This is a genomic window from uncultured Thiodictyon sp., assembly GCA_903837595.1.
Classification (GTDB): Bacteria; Pseudomonadota; Gammaproteobacteria; order Chromatiales; family Chromatiaceae; genus Thiodictyon.
Map to the genome: position 1 here is coordinate 11,741 of CAILVI010000360.1, position 21,071 is coordinate 32,811.

21 protein-coding genes and 2 pseudogenes are annotated in these 21,071 nt (G+C 65.9%); 18 read left to right on the plus strand and 5 right to left on the minus strand.

Features of this window, described 5'->3' with window-relative positions; all coding sequences use genetic code 11:
• The first annotated feature begins 1 nt into the window (after position 1).
• The 7 genes from QZY44_RS20690 to QZY44_RS20720 are packed head-to-tail and all read left to right on the plus strand — an operon-like array spanning position 2 to position 7,647.
• Positions 2-970 (plus strand): RodZ family helix-turn-helix domain-containing protein, encoded by a 969-nt coding sequence (locus QZY44_RS20690; protein ID WP_295451171.1) that lies wholly within the window; start codon positions 2-4, stop codon positions 968-970.
• A complete protein-coding gene (gene hisS, locus QZY44_RS20695) occupies positions 967-2,280 on the plus strand; it encodes a histidine--tRNA ligase (RefSeq protein WP_295451174.1) in 1,314 nt (437 codons plus the stop codon). The genes QZY44_RS20690 and hisS overlap by 4 nt, the downstream gene beginning before the upstream one ends.
• A gap of 34 nt (positions 2,281-2,314) precedes the next feature.
• Positions 2,315-2,944 carry a tetratricopeptide repeat protein gene (locus QZY44_RS20700; protein WP_295451176.1) on the plus strand — a complete coding sequence of 210 codons (630 nt, stop codon included), beginning with the start codon at positions 2,315-2,317 and terminating at the stop codon, positions 2,942-2,944.
• A gap of 14 nt (positions 2,945-2,958) precedes the next feature.
• Positions 2,959-4,320: an outer membrane protein assembly factor BamB gene (bamB, locus tag QZY44_RS20705; protein ID WP_295451178.1), complete on the plus strand. Its 1,362-nt coding sequence runs from the start codon at positions 2,959-2,961 to the stop codon at positions 4,318-4,320.
• 45 nt (positions 4,321-4,365) lie between these two features.
• Positions 4,366-5,784 carry a ribosome biogenesis GTPase Der gene (gene der, locus QZY44_RS20710; RefSeq protein ID WP_295451181.1) on the plus strand — a complete coding sequence of 473 codons (1,419 nt, stop codon included), beginning with the start codon at positions 4,366-4,368 and terminating at the stop codon, positions 5,782-5,784.
• A gap of 17 nt (positions 5,785-5,801) precedes the next feature.
• Positions 5,802-7,049: an AAA family ATPase gene (locus QZY44_RS20715; RefSeq protein WP_295451183.1), complete on the plus strand. Its 1,248-nt coding sequence runs from the start codon at positions 5,802-5,804 to the stop codon at positions 7,047-7,049.
• A gap of 10 nt (positions 7,050-7,059) precedes the next feature.
• A complete protein-coding gene (locus QZY44_RS20720) occupies positions 7,060-7,647 on the plus strand; it encodes a DUF4276 family protein (protein WP_295451186.1) in 588 nt (195 codons plus the stop codon).
• An 86-nt stretch (positions 7,648-7,733) separates the two neighbouring features.
• Here QZY44_RS20720 and QZY44_RS20725 read toward each other — a convergent pair whose 3' ends face one another.
• Positions 7,734-8,996, minus strand: a complete 1,263-nt coding sequence (locus tag QZY44_RS20725) for a glucose-1-phosphate adenylyltransferase (RefSeq protein WP_295451188.1) — start codon at positions 8,994-8,996, stop codon at positions 7,734-7,736.
• Positions 8,997-9,443: 447 nt separating this feature from the next.
• Here QZY44_RS20725 and gpmI point away from each other — a divergent pair, with 447 nt between their 5' ends.
• The 4 genes from gpmI (at position 9,444) to QZY44_RS20745 (ending at position 13,912) form a co-directional block, all read left to right on the plus strand.
• The gene (gene gpmI, locus QZY44_RS20730) at positions 9,444-10,991 is read left to right on the plus strand and encodes a 2,3-bisphosphoglycerate-independent phosphoglycerate mutase (protein WP_295451190.1); all 1,548 of its coding nucleotides are present in this window, start codon (positions 9,444-9,446) and stop codon (positions 10,989-10,991) included.
• 10 nt (positions 10,992-11,001) lie between these two features.
• Entirely contained in the window at positions 11,002-11,619 is a 618-nt protein-coding gene (locus tag QZY44_RS20735) for a 3'-5' exonuclease (RefSeq protein WP_295451193.1), read from the plus strand.
• A 17-nt stretch (positions 11,620-11,636) separates the two neighbouring features.
• Positions 11,637-12,704, plus strand: coding sequence for a 3-deoxy-7-phosphoheptulonate synthase (locus tag QZY44_RS20740; RefSeq protein WP_295451195.1), 1,068 nt, complete (start codon positions 11,637-11,639; stop codon positions 12,702-12,704).
• Between the two features lie 101 nt (positions 12,705-12,805).
• Entirely contained in the window at positions 12,806-13,912 is a 1,107-nt protein-coding gene (locus QZY44_RS20745) for an HNH endonuclease (protein ID WP_295451197.1), read from the plus strand.
• A 100-nt stretch (positions 13,913-14,012) separates the two neighbouring features.
• Here the strand turns inward: QZY44_RS20745 and QZY44_RS20750 are convergent, their stop codons facing one another.
• The gene (locus QZY44_RS20750) at positions 14,013-14,432 is read right to left on the minus strand and encodes a PIN domain-containing protein (protein ID WP_295451199.1); all 420 of its coding nucleotides are present in this window, start codon (positions 14,430-14,432) and stop codon (positions 14,013-14,015) included.
• Positions 14,413-14,652 carry a hypothetical protein gene (locus QZY44_RS20755; protein ID WP_295451201.1) on the minus strand — a complete coding sequence of 80 codons (240 nt, stop codon included), beginning with the start codon at positions 14,650-14,652 and terminating at the stop codon, positions 14,413-14,415. The genes QZY44_RS20750 and QZY44_RS20755 overlap by 20 nt, the downstream gene beginning before the upstream one ends.
• Before the next feature lie 379 nt (positions 14,653-15,031).
• On the opposite strand from QZY44_RS20755, the gene queC reads away from it, so the two are divergent.
• From queC to queE, 3 genes are read left to right on the plus strand one after another with little or no spacing between them, the layout of a single operon-like run.
• Complete coding sequence (queC, locus tag QZY44_RS20760; protein WP_295451211.1) at positions 15,032-15,727, plus strand: 7-cyano-7-deazaguanine synthase QueC; 696 nt, start codon at positions 15,032-15,034, stop codon at positions 15,725-15,727.
• 1 nt (position 15,728) lies between these two features.
• On the plus strand, positions 15,729-16,823 hold the full coding sequence (locus QZY44_RS20765) for a 6-carboxytetrahydropterin synthase (RefSeq protein ID WP_295451214.1): 1,095 nt from the start codon (positions 15,729-15,731) through the stop codon (positions 16,821-16,823).
• The gene (gene queE, locus QZY44_RS20770; protein WP_295451217.1) at positions 16,820-17,461 is read left to right on the plus strand and encodes a 7-carboxy-7-deazaguanine synthase; all 642 of its coding nucleotides are present in this window, start codon (positions 16,820-16,822) and stop codon (positions 17,459-17,461) included. The genes QZY44_RS20765 and queE overlap by 4 nt, the downstream gene beginning before the upstream one ends.
• A gap of 211 nt (positions 17,462-17,672) precedes the next feature.
• Here queE and QZY44_RS20775 read toward each other — a convergent pair whose 3' ends face one another.
• Positions 17,673-18,095, minus strand: coding sequence for a septal ring lytic transglycosylase RlpA family protein (locus QZY44_RS20775; protein WP_295451220.1), 423 nt, complete (start codon positions 18,093-18,095; stop codon positions 17,673-17,675).
• Between the two features lie 365 nt (positions 18,096-18,460).
• Between QZY44_RS20775 and QZY44_RS20780 the strand changes: the two genes are divergently transcribed.
• From QZY44_RS20780 to QZY44_RS35890, 4 genes and pseudogenes are all read left to right on the plus strand, one after another.
• Entirely contained in the window at positions 18,461-18,805 is a 345-nt protein-coding gene (locus tag QZY44_RS20780) for a UPF0175 family protein (protein WP_295451223.1), read from the plus strand.
• Positions 18,787-19,305, plus strand: a complete 519-nt coding sequence (locus QZY44_RS20785; protein ID WP_295451226.1) for a DUF3368 domain-containing protein — start codon at positions 18,787-18,789, stop codon at positions 19,303-19,305. Before QZY44_RS20780 ends, QZY44_RS20785 begins: the two co-directional genes overlap by 19 nt.
• A gap of 10 nt (positions 19,306-19,315) precedes the next feature.
• On the plus strand, positions 19,316-20,341 hold the full coding sequence (locus tag QZY44_RS20790; protein WP_295451230.1) for a Fic family protein: 1,026 nt from the start codon (positions 19,316-19,318) through the stop codon (positions 20,339-20,341).
• 68 nt (positions 20,342-20,409) lie between these two features.
• A pseudogene (locus QZY44_RS35890) lies at positions 20,410-20,598 on the plus strand (ATP-binding protein); the annotation flags it as partial.
• Positions 20,599-20,903: 305 nt separating this feature from the next.
• On the opposite strand, the pseudogene QZY44_RS35895 reads toward QZY44_RS35890, so the two are convergent.
• Positions 20,904-21,071: pseudogene (locus QZY44_RS35895) on the minus strand (transposase); the annotation flags it as partial.

The following is a 21,071-nucleotide window of genomic DNA, read 5'->3' on the forward strand; positions in this document are numbered from 1 at the left end:
GATGAATCCAACTCAAGCCATCAGCCCGGACGACCAGAAGGTCGTCGAGTTCTCTGAGAACCCCGGCCGCCGTCTGCGCGTGCAACGCCAGTCCCGCGGCATTGAAGTCGAGCGTATCGCCGCCCAACTGCATCTGCGGGTGGCCGCGGTGGAGGCACTGGAGCAGGACCGCTATCAGGACCTCCCAGGCCCCGTGTTCGTCACCGGCTACCTGCGAAACTACGCGCGCCTGGTAGGCCTCGACCCGGAGCCCCTGATCGCCACCTACCGAGCGGCCAATCCAGCGGCGGAGCCGACCGGCCTGCGCGTCAGTCCGCTGCCCCGGCAGGAAATCGGCAGCGGCCATATCCTGGTGCGCCTGATCAGCCTCGCGCTGTTGGCCGCGGTGATCGCCATGCTCGTGCTGTGGTGGCAGAGCCGCAGCGACTTGCTGTCCTCAGCGCCGCCCGGGGAGGCGAGCGGCCTCGCACGCACAGCGCCGGCCGGCCAGCTGCCGCTGAACCGCCCGCCGGGGCCGGCCGCGCCAGAGGCGGTCGCGACCAGCCCCACCCTGCCGCTACCGACGGCCACCGCAAGCCGCCCGGAACCCGGCAGCGATAACGCAACGCCCGTCAGCCGGACTCCGGCCCCCGCCACCGAGGCGCCGCCGACCCCGACTGCCGCCGCCAGCGGCGCCCAGGACACCCTCGCGACGCCCGCGGCACCGGCACCGGTCAACCCGACGGAGGTCGTCTTGACCTTCTCCAGCTCCAGTTGGATCAGCGTCCGCGACGCCGCGGGCAGCGCGCTCGTCAATGGGCAGATGCACAAGGGCGATACCCGGGTGTTGACCGGTAGCCCGCCCTATACACTCGTCATCGGCAATCCGGGGGCGATTGCGGTCACCGTCGGCGGTCGTCCCGCCAACCTCGGCCGCCACATTCCGGGCAACGCCAAGCGCTTCAAGTTCGACCCGAGAAACCCGGAGTGACCGCCCCACTCGACCCGACCCATCCCAGCGTCCCCGGCGGGAGCCGCAACATCCAGGCCATACGCGGGATGCACGACCTCCTGCCCGAGCGGGTCGGCACCTGGCAGCGTCTGGAGGACACCGCCCGGCAGGTGCTCGAGCGTTACGGCTATGCGGAGATCCGTACCCCGCTTGTGGAACTCACCGAGCTCTTCAAGCGCTCCATCGGCGAAGTCACGGACATCGTCGAGAAGGAGATGTATAGTTTCGCCGACCGTAACGGCGATTCATTGAGCCTGCGCCCCGAAGGCACCGCCAGTTGTGTGCGGGCCGTCATTGAGAATGGCCTGCTGAACCAATCCCAGCGCCTCTGGTACCGCGGCCCCATGTTCCGCCACGAGCGCCCCCAGCGCGGGCGCTACCGGCAGTTCCACCAGATCGGGGTAGAGGTCTTTGGCCTGGCCGGGCCGGACATCGATCTGGAGGTCATCCTGCTCACGGCCCGGCTGTGGCGCGCCCTGGGGCTCGACGGCCTGCGTCTGGAGATCAACAGCCTGGGCGATGCGGCCGAGCGGGCTGCCTACCGCGAAGAACTGGTATGCTACCTGGATAGGTACCGGGACCGGCTGGACGCGGACAGCCAACGGCGGCTCACCACCAACCCGTTGCGGGTACTCGACTCCAAGAGCCCGGAAACCCAGGCGATCGTCGCCGCGGCCCCCAGCCTCATGGATCGCCTGGAGACGCAGACACGCGACCACTTCGCGGCCATCTGCGCCGGACTCGATGCCGCCGCCGTCCCCTATTGCGTCAACCCGCGCTTGGTGCGCGGGCTGGACTACTACAACCGCACCGTCTTCGAATGGATCACCGACGACTTGGGCGCCCAAGGCACCGTCTGTGCCGGCGGGCGCTATGACGGGCTGGTTGCCCAACTGGGCGGACGCGATACGGCGGCCGTCGGCTTTGCGATGGGCATCGAGCGCCTGGTGGAGCTCATGGAACTGACCGGCGAAGGCGCGGCCCCGCAGCTTGACGCCTACTTCGTTGCCGTGGGTGAGTGGGCGCAGCGCCAGGCGCCAGTGCTGGCCGAGCGCTTGCGCGACGCCGCCCCCGGCGTGCGACTCATGACCCACTGCGGCGGCGGCAGTTTCAAGAGCCAGTTCAAACGCGCGGACAAGAGCGGGGCGCGCTATGCGCTGGTGATCGGGGACAGCGAACTGGAGCGCGGCGTAATCGGGGTGAAGGCGCTGCGCGAGGAAGCCGAGCAACAGGAATTACCCCTCGCCGCGACCGCAGCCTTCCTGTCCGCGAGCCAGCAGTCGACGTGAGACGAGTGCCCAAACCCCTTAAAGGAAATTGAGCGTGAGCGAATACGAAACCGACGACGAGAAGGTCGAGTCCATCAAGAAATGGTGGAAGGAAAACGGCACGTCCGTGGTGGCCGGGGTAGCGCTCGGCCTCGCGGTGGTGTTCGGCTGGCGCACCTGGACCGACCACCGCAACAGCGTGAGCGGTGAGGCGTCTGCGGCCTTTGAGCAACTACTGGCCAGTGCCGCCGCCGGCGACGTGAAATCCACCACGACGCAGGCACAACTCCTGCGCCAGGGGTATGCCAGCACCCCCTACCCGGCCTTTGGCGACTTGGTGGCCGCCAAGGTACTCTACGACAGTGGCGATACCGCCGCTGCCATGGCCGCCCTCCAGCAGGTCGTGGCCAAGGCCCCGGACCCGGCCCTCCAGACCCTGGCAGCCCTGCGGCTCGCGCGCATCCAACTCGCCGAGGGCCAACTCGACGCCACCGCCGCCACCCTGGCCACCCATGACCACAGTGCGGCATTCGCGGGCGACTTCGCCGCCGTGCGCGGCGATCTCGCCGCCGCCCGCGGGGATACGGCCGGCGCCCGCGCCGCCTATGAGAAGGCCATCACCGCCGGGACCGGCCTCCCCCAACTGATCCGGCTCAAGCTCGATAATTTGCCCGCGCCCGGTTGAGGCCGCCCCACACCATGTTCACTCGGCATCCACGTCAAGCCCCCCGGCCAGACCACCGCTCGCTGCGTGCCTGGGCCGCGCTCCTGATCGCCGCCACCCTGGCCGGATGCAGCTACATCCCCTGGTTGGGCGGTGAAAAAGACCCGACCCCACCGACCAAGTTGGCGACCATCGCCCCCGAGGTCACCGCCACCACCCTGTGGTCGGCGCGCCTGACCAAGGGCAGTGAGGAGCGGCGCCTCGACCTGGTCCCGGCGATCGGCGGCGGGCGCGTCTATGTCGCCGACGCCCGCGGCAAGGTGGTCGCCGCGAATGCGGACACCGGGCACGTCCTGTGGGAGCAGACCACCAAACTGCCGCTCAGCGCTGGCCCGGAGTTGAGCGGCAATCACCTGATCCTGGGGACCAGCAACGGGCTGGTGATCGCGCTGTCCACCGCCGACGGCAAGGAGCAATGGCGCACCCTGGTCAACGGCGAGGTCCTCTCGGTACCGCGTAGCACCGGCGACGGCAAAGTCGTCGTCCATACCCTGGACGACACCGTCTTTGGACTCGACGAGGCCAAGGGCACGGAACTCTGGCGGGCCACTTACCCAGCGCCGATCCTGACGCTGCGCGGCAGCAGCACCCCGGTCATCGTCCCCAAGGGCGTCATCGTCGGGCTCGCCGGCGGCAAACTGGTCAAGCTCGACACCGCCGACGGCGCGCCGCTCTGGGAGGTGATCATCACCCCACCCAGCGGACGCTCGGAACTGGCCCGTATTACCGATATCGACGCCGACCCGGTCGTGATCGGGCGTGTGGTCCTGGTCGGTACCTACAACGGTGACCTGGCGGCGGTCGACCTGGAGGGCGGCACCGTCCTGTGGCGCCGCAGCCTGTCCTCCCACGCCGGGCTCGCCGCCACCGACGCCAACCTGTTCATCACCGATTCGCAGGACTTGGTCTGGGGGGCGGACCCGGCGAGCGGCGCCGGGCGCTGGAAGCAAGAGCGGCTGCGCTACCGCCAGCTCACCGCCCCGACCCTCACCGGCAACCTCATCGCGCTGGGTGACCTGGAGGGCTGGCTGCACCTGATCGCCCAGACCGATGGCCGCCTGGTCGGTCGCACCCGGATCACCAAGCGCGCCATCACCACTCCCCCGGTGGTGGCTGGCGGGCGGCTCTATGTCTACGCGACCGACGGCACCCTGGCCGCGCTCGCCACCGGCACGGCGCCCGCCGGCGGCGCTCGCGGCGGCGCTCAAGCCGCGGTGGCCGCCGACCTGACCAACCAACCGACGCAGGTCACTAAGAGCACGCCGGACATGCCCGCGACACCACGACCGGTGCCCGGGCCGACACCCCAAACTGCGACCCCGGCAAGACCCCGGTGACGCCCCCCAACCCAGCCCGTAACACACACTAGAGGCACCTCCGACATGCTGCCCGTCATCACCCTGGTGGGCCGTCCGAATGTCGGCAAATCCACCCTGTTCAACCGCCTCACACAGACGCGGGACGCCCTGGTTGCCAACTTCCCCGGACTCACCCGCGACCGCCAGTACGGCGTAGGCCGCGTCGGCCCCCGCCCCTATGTGGTGGTGGACACCGGCGGCATCAGCTTCGACGTGGACGGGGTCGCGGCCCTGATGCAGCGTCAGGTCCAGGCCGCCATTGAAGAGGCCGACCAGATCATCTTCCTGGTCGACGCGAAGGACGGCCTCACCGCCGGCGACCACGAGATCGCCGAGCGCCTGCGCCGGCTCGGCAAACCCTTGAGCCTGGTCGTCAACAAGGCCGATCACGCCGAGCGCGAACTGGTCGCCGCCGAGTTCCATGCACTCGGGCTCGGCGATCCCATCCCCATCTCCGCCAGTCAGGGGCGCGGGGTGAAGACCCTCATGGAAGGCCTGCTGGAGGAATTGGAATTCCGCGCCGCGCAGAACGTCCCCGACCCCGATGTCATTGAGGAACCCACCGGGGCGGATGAGGGCATCAAGGTGGCCGTGGTCGGCCGGCCCAATGCCGGCAAGTCCACCCTGATCAACCGGCTGTTGGGCGAAGAGCGTCTGGTCACCTGCGACCTGCCCGGCACCACCCGCGACAGCATCTTCATCCCGGTCGAATACCGCGGACGCCGCTATACGCTGATTGACACCGCCGGCGTGCGGCGCCGCGGCAAGGTCACGGAGGTGATCGAGAAGTTCAGCATCATCAAGACGCTCCAGGCCATCGAGGCGTGCAACGTCATCATTATGGTGCTGGATGCCCATGAGGGCATCGGCGAACAGGACGCGAACCTGGCCGGCCATATCGTCGACAGCGGGCGCGCGCTGGTGGTGGCCATCAACAAATGGGACGGGCTGGATACGGAGGCCCGCGCCCAGGTGCATACCCAGATCGAGCGCAAGCTCGGCTTTCTCGATTTCGCCGCCCAGCATCGCATCTCCGCCCTGCACGGCAGCGGCGTGGGGCTGCTGTTGGACGAGGTCGACAAGGCCTACGCCAACGCCATGCGCGACATCTCCACCCCCGAGATGACCCGCCTGCTGGAGTCCGCGGTGCAGGAGCACCAGCCGCCCCTGGTCCACGGCCGGCGGATCAAGCTGCGCTATGCCCACCAGGGCGGGCGCAACCCGCCGCTCATCATCATCCACGGCAACCAGACCGAGAACGTCCCGGACACCTACCGGCGCTATCTCATCAACCGCTTCCGCAAGGAACTGGCGCTGTTCGGTACGCCGCTGCGCATCGAGTTCAAGAGCGGCACCAACCCCTACAAGGGCCTGAAGAACAACCTGACCGAGCGGCAGATCAAGCACCGGGCGCGACTCAAGGCGTACGTCAGGCGTAAGTAGCTGGGGGCCGGATATCCATGCCGTCGTCCGTGTTCCTCACCCGGGTGGTGCTGCGCAATTACAAGAGCATCGCGGCCTGCGACGTGCGGCTCGGCCCATTGACCTATCTGCTCGGGCCGAACGGGTCCGGTAAGAGCAATTTCATTGACGCCCTCCATCTGGTGGCGGATGCACTGAATGGTTCGCTGGACCATGCATTGAACCAGCGTGGCGGGCTCAGCGAGGTACGGCGGCGGTCGAGCGGGCGTCCGACCAATTTCGGGATTCGGCTGGAATTCCGACTACCGGACAGGCGCTGCGGCTTCTATGCCTTCATGGTCGGCGCCCTCAAGGATGGCGGTTACGAGGTCCAAGACGAACATTGCGTCATCGGTCGGGGGCGCACTGGGCTGGCGTTCAAGCTTCAACGCGGCCACCTGCTGACGACCAGTGAGGAGTCCTTTCCCGCAATCACGTCGGACCGGCTCGCACTGGTTGCCGCGTCGGGGCTCCCCGCCTTCCGACCCGTCTTCGATGCGCTGACGGCCATGGGCTTCTATAACCTGGACCCGAAGCTCATGCGCGAGCTTCAGAAACCTCAGGAAGGCCGTCTCCTCAAGCCGGCCGGCGAGAATATCGCCAGCGTAGTTAGGCACTTGGTGCGAGCGGCGCCGGACACGCTCGCATTGGTCAGCGAATACCTGCATGCCGTGGTTCCCATGGTACAAGGCGTGGAGCACAAGTCGTTCGGTCCCATGGAGACCCTGGAGTTTCGCCAAGACGTAGCGGGTTCAGAATCTCCCTGGCGCTTTCCCGCCCAGGGCATGTCAGACGGGACCCTACGGGTCTTCGGTGCACTCGTTGCCTTGTTTCAGGGCGTCAGCGATGATTCGCTCAGGCTGGTCGGGATCGAAGAGCCCGAGACGGCGCTCCACCCGGCCGCCTTCGCCGCCTTGCGCGAGGCCCTGCAACGTGCTGCCGAAAAGACCCAGGTGGTGGTCACCAGCCATAGTCCGGACCTGCTCGATGACGCTGGGCTAACACCCGCCGCACTGCTTGCGGTCGTCTCTGAAGGCGGCGAGTCCCGGATTGCGCCGATCGATGCAGCGTCGCGTCAGATGCTCGAAGAACACCTTTTCACCACGGGTGAACTCATGCGGCTCAATCAACTGGGTCCGGATCGAGAGGCGATCCCAGGCCCAGGGTCCCGGCCCGCCGATTTGTTCGAGGCACTCCCACCCCCGAATATGCCTGTGCGCATCCACCCGTCACGCAGAGTCGAATAGCATCGACGCCATGCAGACCCTGTCATCCATCGTCGAAGGCGACGGAGAGGTCCCCGCGCTACCCGTCCTCTTGCGCCGGCTTGGCGAATGGCTGACACCCCATGTTTATACGGAGATCGCCACGCCGATTCGGGTGCGCCGGGATCAATTTCTGAACAAGGAGCCCGAATTCTCACGACATCTCAAGCTGGCCGCCGCCAAGTGCGGTGGGACCGGCTGGGTCCTGATCCTGTTGGATGCGGACGACGACTGCCCTGCAACCCGCGGTCCCGAGATCTTGACCCGTGCCCAGCTGGTGTTGCCCCACAAGTCTATCTCAGTGGTACTGGCAAATCGCGAGTATGAAGCCTGGTTTCTTGCCGCCGCGCAATCCTTGGATGGTCAGCGCGGATTCCGCTTCGATCCGGCCGATGCGGTCGCTCCCGAGACTCCGCGCGACGCCAAGGGTCAGATCGGCCGGCGAATGATCGGGGGCCGGTATCGAGAGATCACCGATCAGCCAGCCTTTTCAGCGCGGATGAACTTGGAGCAGGCCCGAGCACGCAGTCGGTCGTTCCGCAAGCTGTGCAGCGAGTGGTCCCGACAGGTCGGGGAATGACCGGACGGGCGTGATCCGCCCGTCCGACATCGCCCCTGCGGCAACCCGTCGCGGCCAGGGGCCGCTCCTACGGGGCCCCGACGCACTTACTCGCCGTACCCCCCGCGCCGCGAGCCCTCCACATCCCGGGCGAAATAGCCCACCCGGCCGGCGGGGAGCACGGTGACGCCGCCGGCGGTGACGGTGAACCGCTTGGCATCCTGCTCGGCGTCGTAGCCGATTACCTCACCGGGCTCGATAAAGTTGTGCCGATCCACGATCACGTTACGCAGGTGCGTCCCGCGCGACACCCGCACATAGTCCATGACGATACAGTTCTCCAACACCACGTCCTCTTCGATCACCGTCTCGCGACGGATGATGGAGTCGGTGACACGCGCCCCCTTATGGACCACGGTGGCCGCCCCGAGCAAGCTGTTGTTGATCTCGCCTCCCTGGATGCGCGCGACCGGCCCCTGATAATTGCTGGAGTAGATCGGCCACTCAGGGTTGAACATATCGAAGACCGGCTCGAGCCCCAACACATCCTTATGGGCCGCAAAATAGGCGTCGATCGTCCCCAGATCACGCCAATAGAATCGGTCCTCGTAGGGCTGTATCCGGGGGATCTCGTTGGTCGCAAAGTCATAGGCGAACAGCCGATGGGTGCGCAACAGGCGCGGCAGCACGTGCTGGCCAAAGTCGGTCTCGCCGGCCTCCTTGGTCTCGCGTAGGGCCTTGAGCAGCACCTCGGTGTTGAAGACATAGTTGCCCATGGAGGCAAAGGCCTGGGTGGGGTCCGAGGCCAGCGGCGTGGGGTGGGCCGGCTTTTCCTCAAAGGCGTGGATGCGCCCATCCGCCTCGGTCGCGATCACCCCGAAGCCCTCAGCGTCTTTGAGCGGCACCGGCAGGGCGGCGATGGTCACATCCGCGTTGCGCTCCTGGTGGAAATCGACCATCTGACGGATGTCCATGCGATAGATGTGGTCGGCGCCGAAGATCACCACCAGGTCGGGGCGATGCTCCTCGATCAGGTTGATGTTCTGGTGGATCGCATCCGCGGTGCCCTCGAACCAGTGATCGCCGGTGCGCATCTGCGGCGGCACCACGGTCACATATTGATTCTGGAGCAACGGCGAAATCGTCCAGGCCTTGCGTACATGCTCGATCAAGGACTGCGACTTGTACTGAACCAGCAGATAGATGGTCTGGATCTGCGAATTGACCAAGTTACTGAGCACGAAATCGACGATGCGGTAACGGGAACCGAAGGGCACCGAGGGTTTGGAGCGCGCCGCAGTCAGTGGTTGCAGCCGCGCCCCCTGGCCGCCGGCCATGACAAAGGCAATGATTCGATCACTCTTCTTCATGTCTCTCCTCCAATACCCGTGGTGCGAACACGTGCGGCACCGCCGCCCGCTGCTTGATCGATGGCGCCCCCGAAGCAGACATGCCCAAGGCCGCGACCCAAATGCCGCCGCACCCCCGCGTGAGGACGCAGCCGGTTCTTGAATGAGACGCTGATTGAACCAGCGTCGCCGCAGCGATGCCCGCCTCACCGGCGTCCCACCGCCGTGGCGGTGGCACCCTCCCCCACCGCCATCCGGCTGCGGGCATGGTACGGCAGAAGCGCCCAAATTTCCCGCGCTCCCGACCAGCCGTCGGTCAGCCGGCCGGGGGTGTAGAAACTTTGCGGCACACGGCGACCTTGAGCCACTAAACTAGGCCCCTTGCCCAGTACGGCCGGTCCGCGAACCGTGCCGCCCTGCCCCGGACACCGGCCGTCACCGGCGGCGCCACCCTTGAGGAGCGAAACGATGAACACCCCCACCACCCAGGCCCCGCGCCGACCGGTCATCCTGATCATCCTAGACGGCTTCGGGCTCAACCCGAGCAAGGCCAACAACGCCATTGCCATCGCCGACACCCCCCGGCTCGATGACTATTTTGCGCACTTCCCGCACTGCGCGCTCCAGGCCTCGGGCCTGGCGGTGGGCCTGCCGGACGGTCAGATGGGCAACTCCGAGGTGGGTCACATGAGCCTGGGCTCAGGCGGTGTGGTCAAGCAGGACCTGGTCCTGATCGACGCGGCCATCGCCGACGGCAGCTTCTTTGAAAATCCGGTCCTGACCGCCGCCGCCCGCGCCGCGGCGGCCGCGGGCCGGCCGGTCCACCTGATGGGCCTGGTCTCGGACGGCGGCGTCCACAGCCATGTGACCCAGCTGGTCGCGCTGATCGAGTTGTGCCGACGCGAGGGCGCGCGGCCCATGGTCCATGTGTTCACCGACGGCCGCGACACCCCACCGCGCTCCGCCAAGGGCTTCCTGCCCCCGGTGGAAGAGGCGCTGGCCGCGGCCAACGGGCGCATCGCCACCGTCACCGGACGCTATTACGCCATGGACCGCGACCAGCGCTGGGAACGCACCGAGATCGCCTGGCGCGGCCTGGTGGAGGGTGCCGGTCGGCACGCCGCCGATGCCCGCGCCGCCATCGATGCCGCCTACGCGGCCGGCGAGGACGACGAATTCATCCGCCCCACCATCATCGACGGCGCCGAACTGATCCAGGACGGCGACCAGGTCATCCACTTCAACTTCCGCAAGGACCGCCCGCGCCAGATGGTGGAGGCCTTCTTCCAGCCGGACTTCAAGCCGTTCCGCCGCCACGGCGTCACCGGGGTGAAGGTGACCTGCATCATGGAATACGACGACACCTACGGCCTGCCCTTCGCCTTCGACCACGACATCCCGCGCATCACCCTGGGCCAGGTCCTGGACGCGGCCGGTATCCCCCAGTTCCACTGTGCCGAGACCGAAAAGTTCGCCCACGTCACCTTCTTCTTCAATGGCGGGCGCGGCGAACCCTTCCCATTGGAAGAGCGCGCGCTGATCCCCTCGCCCAAGGTCGCTACCTATGACCTGCAACCGGAGATGAGCGCCCGCGGCGTCGCCGACGCCACCATCGCGGCCATCGAGGGCGGCGCCTTCCCCTTCATCGTGGTCAACTTCGCCAATGGCGACATGGTCGGTCATACCGCCGTACGCGAGGCCGTGATCGAGGCCGTGCGCACCCTCGACCGTGAGGCCGGGCGGGTGATGGACGCGGCACGCGAGCACGGATACTCCATCATCCTCACCGCCGACCACGGCAACTGCGATGAGATGATCGACCCGGCGAGCGGCGAGCCCCACACCCAGCACACCGTCTACCCGGTGCCCTGCCTGGTGGCCGACGAGACCCAATGGCGGCTCTCCACCGGCGGCGGACTGGACGCCATCGCGCCGACGGTGCTGCAACTGATGGGGTTGCCCATTCCTAAGCAGATGACCGGGCATTCACTGCTGCTGGGGCCGGCGACGGTTTAGGGCCGCTTCGTTGGAAACCATCGCAGTCATCGATTTCGAGACCACCGGCCTGTCGCCGGATTGCGGCGATCGCGCCACCGAGATTGCCGCCGTCCTGGTACGCGACGGGCAGATCGTCGGTCAGTACCAGAGTCTCATGAATGCGGGGGTCTCCATTCCCGCGTTCATTACCGACTTCACGGGCATTACCAACGCCATGATCCGCAAGGCGCCACCGGCCGGGCAGGTCATGGCCGAGGTCGCCGACTTTGTCGGCGACTATCCGCTGGTGGCGCATAACGCCTCGTTCGACAGCAAGTTTTGGGACGCGGAGCTGACGCGCATCGGGCGCGCCCGGCGGCAAGGATTTATCTGCTCGATGCTGGTGGCCCGGCGCGTCCTGCCGCAGGCACCCAACCATAAGCTCGGCACCCTGGTGGAGTTTGCCAAGCTGCCCGTCACCGGAGCGTATCACCGCGCCCAGGCCGACGCCGAGATGACTGCACATCTGGCGCTGCATCTGGAGCAGGAACTGATGCGGCGATTTGGGCTCGCTGCGGTGTCCTGCCAATTGCTGGCGAAGATACAGAAGACGCCAGCCAATCGGCTGGAGCAATGCGTCGCGCGCTTCGCCGCCAAATGCGCCTGAGTCATAGGTAACACGTCTTGCAACGCACAGAAAATCTCAACATCGCGGGGTTCGACCCGATGCCCTCGCCACGGGAGGTGCACCGCGCCGTCCCCCTCTCCGAACGGGCCGCGGCAACGGTACTGTCGGGCCGGACCAGTCTGGAGGCGATCCTGGATCGGCGCGACCCCCGCCGCTTTGTCATCGTCGGCCCCTGTTCGATCCACGACCCGGTCGCCGGTCTCGACTATGCGCACCGGCTCAAGGGGCTGGCCGATGCGGTCGCCGACCGCCTGCTGCTGGTGATGCGGGTCTATTTCGAAAAGCCCCGCACGACCACCGGGTGGAAGGGCTACATCAACGACCCACACCTGGACGACACCTTCTGCATCGCCGAGGGAATGGAAAAAGCGCGACAGTTCCTATTGGACGTGACCGAGTTGGGACTGCCCACCGCGACCGAGGCACTCGACCCGATCGCTCCCCAATACCTGGGCGACCTCATCTCCTGGACGGCGATCGGTGCGCGCACCGCTGAATCCCAGACCCACCGCGAGATGTCCTCCGGACTCTCGACCCCGGTGGGTTTCAAGAACACCACGGACGGCTCGGTGGATGCGGCGATCAACGCCATGCTCTCGGCCGCCCAGCCGCACAGTTTCCTGGGCATCAATGCGCTGGGTAAGACCAGCATCGTGCGCACCCGCGGCAACCGCTACGGCCACCTGGTCCTGCGCGGTGGCGACCGCCCCAACTACGACACCGTGAGCGTCGCCATGGCCGAGGAGGCCCTGACCAAGGCCGGCCTGCCCGCCAATATCGTCATCGACTGTTCACACGCCAACAGCTTCAAGCGCCCGGAACTCCAGCCGCTGGTGATGCTCGATTGCGTCAACCAGATCCGCGTCGGCAATCGCTCGATCGTCGGCATGATGGTGGAAAGCTTCATCGAATCCGGCAAACAACCGATCCCGGCCGACCACACGCAACTGCGTTACGGCTGCTCCATCACCGATGGCTGCATCGACTGGCCGACCACCGAGCGGATGATCCGCGAGGCCCATGCGGCACTGCTGGAGCCGGCGGCAGAGCGGCGGTTGGTGTGAGGCACGGGTGCATGAGCAGCGGATCGTGAAATCCGCCATCATCCTCCCGCATTACTTCCACTCGAAATGAAACGCAAACCTTCACTTCGGAGCATCGGCTAATGGCCCGCTACTATCTCAAACCCGTTTTTTGGAATACCGAAAATTACCAGAGACCATCGGGTGTAAAAGCGAATAGCGGCTATCCCGCAGCGTATGGGTTCGGTCACGAGGAGTGGAATAATGCAGACTTCATGAGATTTGCCGATCAGGGAAGAAGCTTCCGAGCTTTCTATGTCGAGGGGCTAGGTAACACACCGGTTGACGACATCGAAGGAGAGGTGTTTCTGTTCATGTATGCCTCGCATGATCGTTTGCAACAGCTGGTCGGAATCGCTGGGAAAGCAACATGCTTATCGCCTGAAACGCACCAGCAAGAGCGGGAGGATCTCGTCGAGCGTCACGGCATAAAACCGAAATGGACCGAAGCGTGGGATTTGCCAATTGTTAGGAGACTCCACCAGAACAACCGTAGAGCATTTGAACGATTCTGGAACCATGACGTGCTTTGGACGCCAAATTGGAAGTGCCCAGAAGACTTGTTTTTCTGGCCGGATACACCGATCACGCTTGACTCGATAAAAATCACGGGAAAACAAAAGCTTCTGACTATGTTCGGCAGCTACACCGAGATCGCCCCCAATGCCGCGAACCGCATCATGGCGTCAGTCCCAATTGAGGCAAGAACCGCCGCTTGGCTGCGTATCCGCGATGAGATAGACGTGTCGTTCGAGGACGCAAGCCCCGATATAGCAGATATCAAAGCGACGCAAGGCATGCGTGCAACTACCAAGCAGGCGCTTATTGACGCCCGTCTCGGCCAGGGCGATTTCCGGACTCGACTAATGGAACGTTGGGATGCCGCGTGCGCGGTGACAGGCTGCGACCAACCTCAGGTGCTGCGCGCATCGCACATGAAGCCATGGAGGTCGTCAAACAATACGGATCGGCTGAATCCGCACAACGGCCTCCTGCTTTCGGCAAACGTGGACGCGCTGTGCGATCGGGGGCTCGTATCGTTTCAAGACAACGGCACGATGCTGATTTCGACACAGGTCAGTCAAACGACGCGTAACTTGCTGGATCTACCGGCAAGCCTGCGGAAGCAACTTCATGACGAGGAAAAAGGCTTTCTCACCTTTCATCGGGACACAATATTCTTGCCATAACGACGCCACCAGCGAGGAACTTCGTTTGCCCGCGACCGTCTATCGCCGCAGGTAGACGCGCGTCAGCAGCCATGCCATCTGGGCGGCCCCGGAGACGGAATCAGATAATCAGGAATGCCGTTCCATCCGGCAGCCGATAGCGAGAAAAATCGTTGCGGTCGACAGTCATGATCTCTGTGATGCCCGTCTGGGTCGCCAGCCAATACAAGGAGGCATCAGCCAAGTCCATCTCCCGTTTGCCCGGCTCACTATAGCGCCGCATCCAACCGCGCATGGCTCCCAAGTGACCGATATCGAACGGGAAGACCTGCACGCCTCCCGCTTCGACGAAGGCCAGCATCTCCAGCCGCTGGATGGTGGCGAGGAGGTAAGACGCCTCGACGATGCACGGCCAGGTGGTGACGAAGCGCTGGCCGCGCATTTCGGACTCCAGGATCAGGTCGCGATAGCGTGCATGATGTCGGTCGTCGGCAGCAAACAGCGCGATCAGTGGACCGGCATCAACCAGGATAGTTTTCACGGAGTCTCGCTTTGACCTTGTCCGCCACGTTCTCGGAGGCGCTGGGATCGCCCATCGGCGTAAAACTGCACACCTGACGATAGATCTCGGCAGGGCTCTTCATGCCGAGCGCCCGTTCCAGAACCTCGTTGACGAAATCCGACGGACTGACACCGAGACGGCGCGCCTCCGCGGCGAGGCGGGACTCCAGCAGTGGATCGACTTGGACACATAGCGTCATGGCGCTCTCCCGTGTTGCTCAGTCTCAAACGTGAAAATCCTGGCCCGCGGAACCATTCCTCGGGGCCAGACCGGACCCATATGACACAATCCCATGTCCTATAGCTATACTGCGTGTCGCATTCCCCTGGCAAGCCTTGGCTCGGGCGCAGTCCAGCTCAGCGCGGCTGGCGACTCAAGCGCAAACCCTTTCGGACACAGGCAACATCTACCTTGACACCCCCAGTTCCGCGCGGCGGCCAACCGGTCGCTCCTGCCAAGGCTCCAGCCTTGGGCTCGACAAGAACACGCACCCCGGCCGGCTTCTAGTCCACCCCGCCGGGATGTGACCATCCGCAGCCAGCATCCCCGACCTGCTCCAGCGAGCTCGAAATCGCCCCATGAAAAATGCAGTCATCCTCTTGAGTGGCGGCTTGGACTCCACCACCGTGCTGGCCATCGCCAAGGCCGAGGGTTTCATGCCCTATGCCCTCTCCTTCCGCTACGGCCAGCGCCACCTGGTGGAGCTTGAGTCCGCCCAACGGGTCGCAAAGGCGCTCGGGGTGGCCGAACACGTCATCGCCGACATCGATCTGCACCGCTTCGGCGGCTCGGCACTCACCGCGGACATCGCCGTGCCCAAGGGGCGCGACCCGGCGGCCATGGGCGCGGGCATCCCCATCACCTATGTCCCGGCGCGCAACACGGTGTTCCTGTCCTTCGCGCTAGCCTGGGCGGAGGTCCTGGGGTCCAGCGACCTCTTCATCGGGGTCAATGCGCTCGACTATTCGGGCTATCCCGACTGCCGGCCCGAATACATCGCGGCCTACGAGCAGATGGCCAACTTGGCCACCGCGGCCGGGGTCGAGGGCCGCCAGCGCCTCAAGATTCACACCCCGCTGATCGCGCTCAGCAAGGCGCAGATTATCCAGCGGGGCCTAGCGCTTGGCGTGGACTACGGGCTCACCAGCAGTTGCTATGACCCGGGACCGGACGGGCGCCCCTGCGGCCAGTGCGACTCCTGCCAACTGCGGGCCAAGGGCTTCGCCGAGGCCGGCGTGGCGGACCCGCTGGCGGCCCGCTTTGGGAACGCCTGAGATGGACACACAGCTCATCCACGTCGCCGCCGCGCCCTTCGAGGCCGCGCGCCGGGTCGCCATCCTCCCCGCCGGACACCGCGCCCGGCGTCTGCACGGACACAGCTTCCTCGCCCGGGTGCGGGCCGCGTTGCCGGCGGGCTGGGCGCCCTTCCCGGACGGCGAAACCGGCGCACTGACCGAGGCGCTTAGCACCTGTGTCGCTGCACTGGATTACCGGGATCTGAACGAGCAACTGCCGGTCCCGACCGACGAGAACCTCGCCCGCTGGGTCCGCGCGCACCTGCCCGTGCCCGGGATCAGGACGGTGGGCGTGCAGAGCACCCGCGACCAGGGGGCGGACCTGGACGGCGCGGACCACTGCCATCTGTGGCGGCGCTTCCGCTTCGAGGCCGCCCACCAGCTGCCGCGCGTCCCCGCGGGCCACCAATGCGGGCGGATGCATGGCCATGGCTTCGAGGTGATCCTGCACGCCAATCAGGACCTGGCGGGCCAGGACATGGGCCTGGACTTCGACGACCTGGGCGCCGTCTGGGCACCGCTCCAGGCGCAGCTCCACTACAGTTGCTTAAACGACATCGCGGACCTGGACAATCCCACCAGCGAACGGCTGGCACGTTGGATCTGGCAACGACTCAAGCCCGCCCTGCCGGCACTCTCCTGGGTCAGTGTCTACGAGACCGCGACCGCCGGCTGTCACTATGATGGCGCCCACTACCGCATCTGGAAGGAACAACGCTTCGAGGGCGCCTTGCGCCTCGCCGCCGCCCCGGCGGACGACCCGCGACGGCGCCTGCACGGTCACAGCTATCTGCTGCGCCTGCACCTCACCGCGCCGCTCGATGAGGTGCTCGGCTGGACCCTGGACTACGGCGACGTCAAGGCCCTTTTCAAACCGGTCTACGAACGGCTCGACCACCACCGACTCGACGAGCTGCCGGGTCTGCGCGACGGCGATCCGGGGAGTCTCGCCCGCTGGATGCGCGAGCGGATCGGCACCGCGCTGCCCGCGCTCGACCGCATCGACCTGCACGAGACCCCCGGCTGCGGGGCGAGCCTGTGCTGGGGCGAGTTGGGACCGGCCCTGCCCGCATGAGCTATAGCGTCAAAGAGGTCTTCTATACCCTGCAGGGCGAGGGCGCGCACACCGGGCGCGCGGCCGTGTTCTGTCGGTTTGCGGGCTGCAACCTGTGGTCTGGCCGGCAGCAGGACCGGGCAGCGGCGGTCTGCACCTTCTGCGATACCGATTTTCGCGGGACCGACGGCCCCGGGGGCGGGCACTTCCCGGACGCCGCCGCACTCGCCGACCGCATCCAGGCCGCCTGGCCCGCGGACGCAGAGCCCGGCGGGACGCCCTATGTGGTCTGCACCGGCGGTGAACCGCTGCTGCAATTGGACCCGCCACTCATCGCGGCCCTGCATGAGCGTGGCTTCGAGATCGCGGTGGAGACCAACGGCACGCAGCCGGCCCCGCCCGGCATCGACTGGGTCTGCGTCAGCCCCAAGGCGGCGGCGCCGTTGCGGCTCCTGGCCGGCGATGAGCTCAAGCTCGTCTACCCGCAGCCGGAGGCACTGCCGGAGCGCTTCACCGCGCTCGCCTTTCGGCACTTCTTCCTCCAACCGATGGACGGCCCCAAGCTGCGCGCCAACACCGCGCAGGCCATCGCCTACTGCCAGGCGCATCCGCGCTGGCGGCTGAGGCTACAGACACACAAGCTGCTGGGCATTCCATGAACGCCGCCGGGCCGGCCTAGTCCAGGCCGGCCTTGGCCATCACTGCGGTTATGCCGGCGGTTGCGGCTACCCCTCGCGGCCTGGGGGCCGCTCCTACGCGGGTGGGAGCGGCCCCCAGGCCGCGAAGAATGTTCGGCAGGAAACGATCAAGGCCCCCGGGCCGAGCAGATCACCGCGTCGGCAAATGAGCGCCAGACGAGAAGCTCAGCCGTTAGAACAGGTCGGCCAGGGTCAGGGACTGGGACTGGGACCTGTTCAGGACATCCAGACGGACCTCGGCCACGCCCTTGCGGGTGAGTCCGATCTCGGAGGCCGCGGCGCGCGACAGATCAATGACGCGACCCCGGGCGAAGGGACCTCGGTCGTTGATCTGCACCACCACACTGTCGCCGGAGCCAACATCAGTGACCCGCACCTGGGTCCCGAGGGGAAGGGTGCGATGTGCAGCGCTGAGGGCGTTGCGGTCATAACGGGCACCGCTGGCGGTCCGGCGCCCGTTGAAACTATCGGCATAGTAGGATGCCTTACCCGCCTGGGAGGCGCCTGACTGTTCCTGAAGTAAACTTGCGCGAGCCTCGACTCCGACGCCGAGTGTGTATGCCGCCAGCGCGGACGTGATCAGGGTTTTTTTCATCATAGCCAGCCGTTTATGTGGGCCGTCCTGCTCCCTCCTACCCGGGTAACGGGGGTGGGAAGTCGGTCGGTCGTTTGCGGATGGCGGGATACTAAGGGAAATCCCTAGCTAGGGAAACCCCTCATTTGCTCAAAAGGACACGCGGGAGCGGCACGTGACCTGGCGGCGTCACGTTTTCGTCACGCCATCCAGGCCCCGCCCACCATCCCAGAGGGCCTGAGTGTGCCCTACCCTCGCGCACACATCTTGCTCAACCTCATCGCCACCGTCTCCAATAGGACCTCGCGTTGCGGCGTTCCCCAGTGTGAAGCGGCGGGTACCTCTGCTAAGATTATTCCCATCAGATATTCCCATGGGAGCTAGGCATGGAGACCGTCAACGTCAGCGGACTCAAGAACAACCCCAGCGAGGCCCTGCGCAAGTCGCACCGGGACCTGGTTGTCGTCATGAACCGGGACAAGCCCGATGCGCTGATGGTCGGGGTCGAACTGGCCGGCGTGTTGGACGCGAAGGGCGTCAGACCAGCGCTGGCCACAGCGCTGTTCCGTGACGGCAACCTGTCGCTGGCGCGCGCCGCCCGGTTGGCGGAGATGGCGCTGGGCGAGTTCGTGGCCCACCTCTCACGTCTGGGGATTGCCGTGGTGAATCTGAACGCGGACGAGGCCGAGCGAGACCTGGATACCCTGGAGTCATGGCTCGCCTCGTCCTGACCGACGCAAGCCCGCTGATTGGGCTGGCGCGCATCGACGGACTGCCGTGGCTGGGCGAACTGTTCGGTGTGGTCTGGATGCCCCCGACGGTCCGCCGGGAAGTGCTGCCGAACCGCGGCTTGCGCGACGAGACGGCGATCCTCGCAGCCGAGGCTGCGGGCTGTCTGAAGCAGACCGATGCAACCCCCAGCGCCGTGGTGCTCCCCGACCTCGATGAGGGAGAGGCCGCCTGCATTCGTGTCGCCCTGGCCCACCCCGGACCCAGCCTGGTGTTGATGGACGAGCGCGCGGGCCGTGCGGTCGCCATGGAGCATGGCCTGGCCGTGGCCGGCACCGCGGCGATCATCGGGATGGCCAAGACGCGAGGGCTGATCGGCTCGGCGCGGGCGGTCTTTGCACGTCTGCACGGCTCCGACTTCCGAATCTCGGCGCAGGTGATCGAGACGGCGCTGCGACGCGTCGGCGAGATAGAATCAAATCGTTGCGCAACGCGGGATTGAGGCGAAGCCCATGGTCGCCCCCTACTCACCACCCTTCGCGATCACCCCCGCCATCGTCACGCTCATCGCCGACATCGCCGAGCGGGTCGGCCATTATGCCCAGGCTGCGGATTCCGCCGCCGCCCTGCGGCTGCGGCGTATCAATCGCATACGGACCATTCAGGGTTCGTTGGCGATTGAAGGCAATACCTTGAGCGAGCAGCAGATCACCGCCATCCTGGAGGGGAAGCGGGTGATTGCCCCACCCCGCGAGATCCAGGAGGTGCGCAACGCGCTGCTGGCCTACGACCGGTTCGCGACCTGGAACCCGGACTTGGAGGATGACCTGCTCGCCGCCCATGCCCTGCTGATGGCCGGCCTGGTGGATCGGCCTGGCGCTTATCGCGGCGGTGGTGTCGGGGTCATGTCGGGTAGCACGGTGGTCCACATGGCGCCACCAGCCAGCCGCGTCCGCGGCTTGATGGAGAGTCTCTTCAGCTGGCTGCACGGTTGCGAGGTCCACCCCCTGATCGCCAGCTGTGTCTTCCATTACGAATTTGAATTCATCCACCCCTTTGACGACGGCAACGGGCGCATGGGTCGGCTATGGCAAAGCCTGATCCTGAGCCGCTGGAAACCGCTTTTTGCCGATCTGCCGGTCGAGAGCATCGTCCATACCCATCAGGACGACTATTATCGGGCGCTGGCTGACAGTACCCGCGAGGGCGCATCGACTCCTTTTATCGTCTTCATGTTGGGTGTGATCCGTGAGGCCCTGGGGGCCCACCCGACCGAACAAGTGACCGCACAAGCCACCGAACAAGTTCGGCGACTACTGGCGTCGATGGGGGACGGCTGCTACTCGGCCAAGTCATTGATGGTGCTTCTAAGGTTATCCCATCGCCCAACCTTTCTCTACGACTATCTGCAGCCGGCGCTCGCCGCTGGTTGGCTGGAACAGACACATCCGGACACGCCGAAGAGTCCCAGACAGCAATACCGTCTGACCCGGTCAGGACAACAGGTGGCACAGGACCTTACCCAGGACACCCTATGATGGCCGGTGTAATCGCCGTAGTCTGACTTGACGGGGTATCATCGTGACGGACTACACACCCCGGCGGATTCATCGGCGGCGTCTCGCCGGAAAACATCCTGCGTCACCGCCCGGTCCCGCGGAACCCCTTGCTGGTCAACGCCCTGGTGCGTCTGCGTCTGGTTAACCGCATGAACCTGGGGGTGCGCCGCATGTTTCAGTCCATGCTGATGGAGGGCAAGGCCCCGCCCACCCTGGCCGAGCAAGGCGAATCCGTGCTGGTGCGGTTCCGCAAGCAGCCCATCTCCGCCCCCTTCCGGCTCTTCGTCACGGACGAGGGCAAGGCCGGTCGCGTCCTGAGCGTGGAGCACTTGCTGGTGCTCCATCATCTGCTCGGGCATCCCGAGTTGGACACTGCCGCTGCGGCCCTCCTGTGCCAACGCACCGACCCCGAGGCCCGCGAGTTGCTCAACGACTTGGAGACCGGCCTGGGCTATCTGGAGCGCGGCGGAACCGGACGCGGCACCTACTGGGCGCTCCGGCCCGATCTACACCAGCGCCTCGCCGGTTCCGGCCACCCGGAGCGCACAAAGCCGCTGCCATCGAGCACCAACCCCAGGGTCACCAGCGGGCAGTCGCTGCGCTTCTCCTTGGAATGTCCGCGCCGGGCTTTAGGGTTGGCGGCCGCCACACCCTCGAAGAAGGTGTTGGTCAGATCATAGAGCGTCACGGTCCAGTCCAGGCCGAACAG

Excerpts from the sequence above, each read along its gene's own strand:
- der (WP_295451181.1), top strand. The coding sequence starts at position 4,366 with ATGCTGCCCGTCATCACCCTGGTGGGCCGTCCGAATGTCGGCAAATCC.
- QZY44_RS20755 (WP_295451201.1), bottom strand. The coding sequence starts at position 14,652 with ATGACGCTATGTGTCCAAGTCGATCCACTGCTGGAGTCCCGCCTCGCC.
- QZY44_RS20785 (WP_295451226.1), top strand. The coding sequence starts at position 18,787 with ATGGCTCGCCTCGTCCTGACCGACGCAAGCCCGCTGATTGGGCTGGCG.
- queC (WP_295451211.1), top strand. The coding sequence starts at position 15,032 with ATGAAAAATGCAGTCATCCTCTTGAGTGGCGGCTTGGACTCCACCACC.
- bamB (WP_295451178.1), top strand. The coding sequence starts at position 2,959 with ATGTTCACTCGGCATCCACGTCAAGCCCCCCGGCCAGACCACCGCTCG.
- QZY44_RS20775 (WP_295451220.1), bottom strand. The coding sequence starts at position 18,095 with ATGAAAAAAACCCTGATCACGTCCGCGCTGGCGGCATACACACTCGGC.
- QZY44_RS20720 (WP_295451186.1), top strand. The coding sequence starts at position 7,060 with ATGCAGACCCTGTCATCCATCGTCGAAGGCGACGGAGAGGTCCCCGCG.
- queE (WP_295451217.1), top strand. The coding sequence starts at position 16,820 with ATGAGCTATAGCGTCAAAGAGGTCTTCTATACCCTGCAGGGCGAGGGC.
- QZY44_RS20790 (WP_295451230.1), top strand. The coding sequence starts at position 19,316 with ATGGTCGCCCCCTACTCACCACCCTTCGCGATCACCCCCGCCATCGTC.
- QZY44_RS20745 (WP_295451197.1), top strand. The coding sequence starts at position 12,806 with ATGGCCCGCTACTATCTCAAACCCGTTTTTTGGAATACCGAAAATTAC.
- QZY44_RS20780 (WP_295451223.1), top strand. The coding sequence starts at position 18,461 with ATGGAGACCGTCAACGTCAGCGGACTCAAGAACAACCCCAGCGAGGCC.
- QZY44_RS20725 (WP_295451188.1), bottom strand. The coding sequence starts at position 8,996 with ATGAAGAAGAGTGATCGAATCATTGCCTTTGTCATGGCCGGCGGCCAG.
- QZY44_RS20715 (WP_295451183.1), top strand. The coding sequence starts at position 5,802 with ATGCCGTCGTCCGTGTTCCTCACCCGGGTGGTGCTGCGCAATTACAAG.
- QZY44_RS20765 (WP_295451214.1), top strand. The coding sequence starts at position 15,729 with ATGGACACACAGCTCATCCACGTCGCCGCCGCGCCCTTCGAGGCCGCG.
- QZY44_RS20690 (WP_295451171.1), top strand. The coding sequence starts at position 2 with ATGAATCCAACTCAAGCCATCAGCCCGGACGACCAGAAGGTCGTCGAG.
- gpmI (WP_295451190.1), top strand. The coding sequence starts at position 9,444 with ATGAACACCCCCACCACCCAGGCCCCGCGCCGACCGGTCATCCTGATC.